Raw genomic sequence first — 4,217 nt, forward strand, 5'->3', positions numbered from 1 at the left:
CAGGCCGTACGCCATGCGTTCAGCGCGCGGGCCAGCGCGCCGCCCGCCGTGCGCGCGATCGCCGGCGCGCAGACGCTGCTGTGCCCGACGCGCGATGAGCACAACCAGTTCTGCACCGCCCTGCACGCCGGCGCGGCCGTCGCCGGCGGCGACCCGCAGCTCGACAGCGCCGCGCTGGACGCGTTCCTGCTGACGCATCCCGCCGCGCGCCTGATCGACGTGCGCGAGCCCTATGAATTTGCCGCCACCCTCGGCCAGGCGCCGGCCGGCCGCGTGCTGAGCGTGCCGATGAGCCGGCTGGCCGAGCATGCCGCGAGCTGGCTGCGCGAGGCCGGCGCGGGTGCCGCCGCGCCGTTGGTGTTCTTCTGCCGCAGCGGCAACCGCAGCCTGAAGGCGGCGCACTGTCTGCGCCGGCTCGGCCATCCGCACGTGTACAGCCTGCGCGGCGGTTTGGCGCTGGCATCACCTGCCTCGCAGGCAATGGCGCTTGCTGCCTGACACTTGTTCTTGTTCCCCTTCAAGGCCGCGCAATGCGGCCTTTTTTTATTGCTGACTTCGTATGTTCGTCACCGCACAGTCGCCTTCCGTGCGCCACCGTACGATGCGCTGAATGATAATTTCCCGTTCGCAGAATTGACGCGAGGTCCAAGTTGAACAAGTCCAATCCCCTATTGCCCGAGATGACGCTCGGGTTCCGCGAATCTCCCTCCGGCTCGCTCGTGTCAGACGAAGACGATGAAGACCTGCCGTTACGGGCGGAACTCTTCAGCGCGGCGCAGATGGCCGCGCACGGCAAGACGCTGGCCAGCCATCATGAACTGAGCAAGCGCGGCGGTCGCGACCGCCTGTTGTCGCGCCTGGCGGAAAACGCCGCCGTGATCGACGCCACCTGCGACGAGCTGACCGCGGCCGTCAAGGCCGGCCGCCAGATCACGCCGGCCTCGGAATGGCTGCTCGACAATTTTTATCTGATCGAAGAACAGATCCGCATCGCCCGTCGTCACCTGCCGAAGAACTACAGCAAGGAGTTGCCGCGTCTGGGCAAGGGCGCGCCCGAAGGCACCCCGCGCGTCTACAAGATCGCGCTGGAAATCATCTCGCACGGCGACGGCCGCGTCGATCCCGAATCGCTGTGCCGCTTCGTCGACGCCTACCAGGAAGTGGCCACGCTGAAGCTGGGCGAGCTGTGGGCGATTCCGATCATGCTGCGGCTGGCGCTGATCGAGAACCTGCGCCGCGTGGCGGTGCGCGTGGCCGAGAACCGCGTGCAGCGCGACCTGGCCAACACCTGGGCCGACCAGATGACCGACGTGGCGGAGAAAAATCCGAGCGGGCTGATACTGATGGTGGCCGACATGGCGCGCTCCAACCCGCCCATCACCAGCGCCTTCGTGGCCGAGCTGGCGCGCCGGCTGCAGGGCCAGAGCCCGGCGCTGACCTTGGCGCTGACCTGGATCACCCACCGCCTGGCCGAATCGGGCCAGACCATCGAACAGCAGATCCAGGCCGAGATCCAGCAGCAGGCGGCGGAGCAGGTCTCGATCGCCAACAGCATCGGCAGCCTGCGCTTCCTCGGCACCATGGACTGGCAGGAGTTCGTCGAGACCATGAGCGTGGTCGAGCAGACCCTGCGCCAGGACCCGGCCGACACCTACGGCAAAATGGAATTCGCCACGCGCGACCAGTACCGCCACGCGATCGAGAAGATCGCCAAGCGCTCCACGTTCACCGAGGCGGAAGTGGCGCAGCAAGCCTTGCAGCTGGCGCAGGAAAACCATGGCCGCGGCGATACGCGCCATGGCCACGTCGGCTTTTATCTGATCGGCGGCGGCTTGCCGCTGCTGGAAAAACGCTGCGCCCTGCGGCGCCCGGCGCTGGAGGCGCTGCAGCACACCACGCGCGCTTCGCCACTGACCTCGTACATCGGCGCGATCGCCGCCATCGCCTTCGTCTGCACCGCGCTGCTGCTGGAGCGCGCCAGCCGCGATGGCGTGCATGGCTGGGTGATCGGCGCGCTGGGCGTGCTGGCGCTGCTGGCCAGCAGCCAGCTGGCGCTGAACCTGGTGAACTGGGTGGCGACGCTGGTCACCAAGCCGCATCCGCTGCCGCGCATGGACTTCAAGGATGGCATTCCGGCCGACGCCCGCGCGCTGGTGGTGGTGCCGACGCTGGTCTACAGCAAGGAGAATGTCGACGATCTGTTCGAGCAGATGGAAGTGCGCTTCCTGGCCAACCGCGATCCGAACCTGCGTTTCTGCCTGCTGACCGACTTTGCCGACGCCCGCGCCGAGAAAATGCCGAACGACGACATGCTGGTCGAGCAGATGAAGCGCTGCCTGAATCACCTGAACCACAAGTACAGCGTCGGCCCGAACGGCGAACGCGCGTCGCCGTTCCTGCTGCTGCACCGCCCGCGCCTGTGGAATCCGCAGGAGGGCGTGTGGATGGGCTACGAACGCAAGCGCGGCAAGCTGGAAGACCTGAACCGCTATCTGCGCGGCGGCGCGCGCGACAAGTTCTCGGTGGTGGTGGGCGATACCAGCGAGCTGGAAAGTATCCGCTACGTGATCACGCTGGACACCGACACCCAGCTGCCGCGCGACGCGGCGGCGCAGTTCATCGCCACCATGCAGCATCCGCTCAACCGGCCGCGCGTCGACACCGCGCGCGGCCGCGTCACCGAGGGCTACGGCATTCTGCAACCGCGCGTGGCGGTAGCGCTACCGAGCGAAAACGCCTCGCACTACGAAAAACTGTGCGGCGGCGAACCGGGCATCGATCCCTACACCCGCACCGTGTCCGACGTGTATCAGGACGTGTTCTACGAAGGCTCGTTCATCGGCAAGGGCATTTACGATGTCGACGTGTTCGAACAGGTGCTGGGCGGCCGTCTGCCCGAGAACAAGATCCTCAGCCACGACCTGCTGGAAGGCTGCTATCTGCGCGCCGGCCTGCTGAGCGACGAACAGCTGTACGAGGCCTATCCCGCCACCTACAGCGAGGATGTCACGCGCCGCCAGCGCTGGATACGCGGCGACTGGCAGCTGATCGGCTGGCTGTTCGGCCGCGTCCTGGGCGGCAACGGCAAGCGCGAAAAGAATCCGCTGTCGCTGCTGTCGCGCTGGAAGCTGTTCGACAACCTGCGCCGCAGCCTGACCGCGCCGGCGCTGGTGCTGTCGCTGATCACCGCCTGGCGTTCGCTGCCCGATCCCTGGGTCTGGACCGGCTTTGTGCTGGCCGTGATCTTCCTGCCGCCGCTGGTCAGCATGGTGTACGACCTGGTTCACCGGCCGCAGGACACCCTGTGGAGCCAGCATATCCGCGCCTCGCTGCGCCGCTCCGGCCTGCACTTTTCGCACGCCATCCTGATGCTGGTGTTCCTGCCGTACGAGGCTTACTTCAGCATGGACGCGATCCTGCGCAGCACCTGGCGCCTGACCATCTCGCACCGCCGCCTGCTCGAGTGGCGCGCGTCGGCGCTGTCGCGCCAGGCCGCCGGCGCCGCCAGCACCTGGCGCACCATGTGGTTCGCGCCGGTGCTGGCGCTGTTCGTCGGCGGCTGGCTGCTGGGCTGGCGTCCGGCCAGCCTGCCGCCGGCCGCGCTGTTCCTGCTGGCGTGGCTGGTGGCGCCGGCGGTGGCCGACTGGATCAGCCGTCCGATCGCACGCAAGAGCGCCCAGCTGTCGCACGACCAGCTGCAGTTCCTGCACAAGCTGTCGCGCCGCACCTGGGCCTATTTCGAGCGCTTCGTCAGCCCGGAGGACAACTGGCTGCCGCCCGATAACATGCAGGAGCATCCGGTGCAGGTGGTGGCGCACCGCACCTCGCCGACCAATATCGGCATGGCGCTGCTGGCCAACCTGACCGCCACCGACTTCGGCTACATCACCGTCGGCCAGCTGATGGAACGCACCGGCAACACGCTGCATTCGATGGACCAGCTGGAGCGCTACCACGGCCACTTCTACAACTGGTACGATACCCAGACCCTGAAGCCGCTGCATCCGGTGTATATCTCGACGGTCGACAGCGGCAACCTGGCCGGTCACCTGCTGACCTTGCAGTCCGGCCTGACCGGCCTGTATGACGAGCCGGTGCTGGGGGCGCAGATCGTCGACGGCCTGGTGTCCACCGCGCGCGTGCTGCAGGAGACGCTGGCCGCCGCCGCGCAGGCCGGCGACGCCGAGCCGATCGACGGCGTGGCGGTGCTGGCCGCG

The 4,217-nt window shown here is 67.6% G+C and carries 2 protein-coding genes; both read left to right on the forward strand.

The annotated features are described in order from the left end of the window. Positions 1 to 498, forward strand: a 498-nt coding sequence (locus E4L98_RS19860; protein ID WP_135203278.1) for a rhodanese-like domain-containing protein, incomplete at its 5' end; no start/stop codon positions are given. A gap of 221 nt (positions 499 to 719) precedes the next feature. Then, positions 720 to 4,217: glycosyltransferase family protein (locus E4L98_RS19865; protein ID WP_503826143.1), on the forward strand; the 3,498-nt coding region annotated here is incomplete at its 3' end.

Source organism: Duganella callida (genome assembly GCF_004614165.1).
Lineage (GTDB): Bacteria > Pseudomonadota > Gammaproteobacteria > Burkholderiales > Burkholderiaceae_D > Rugamonas > Rugamonas callida.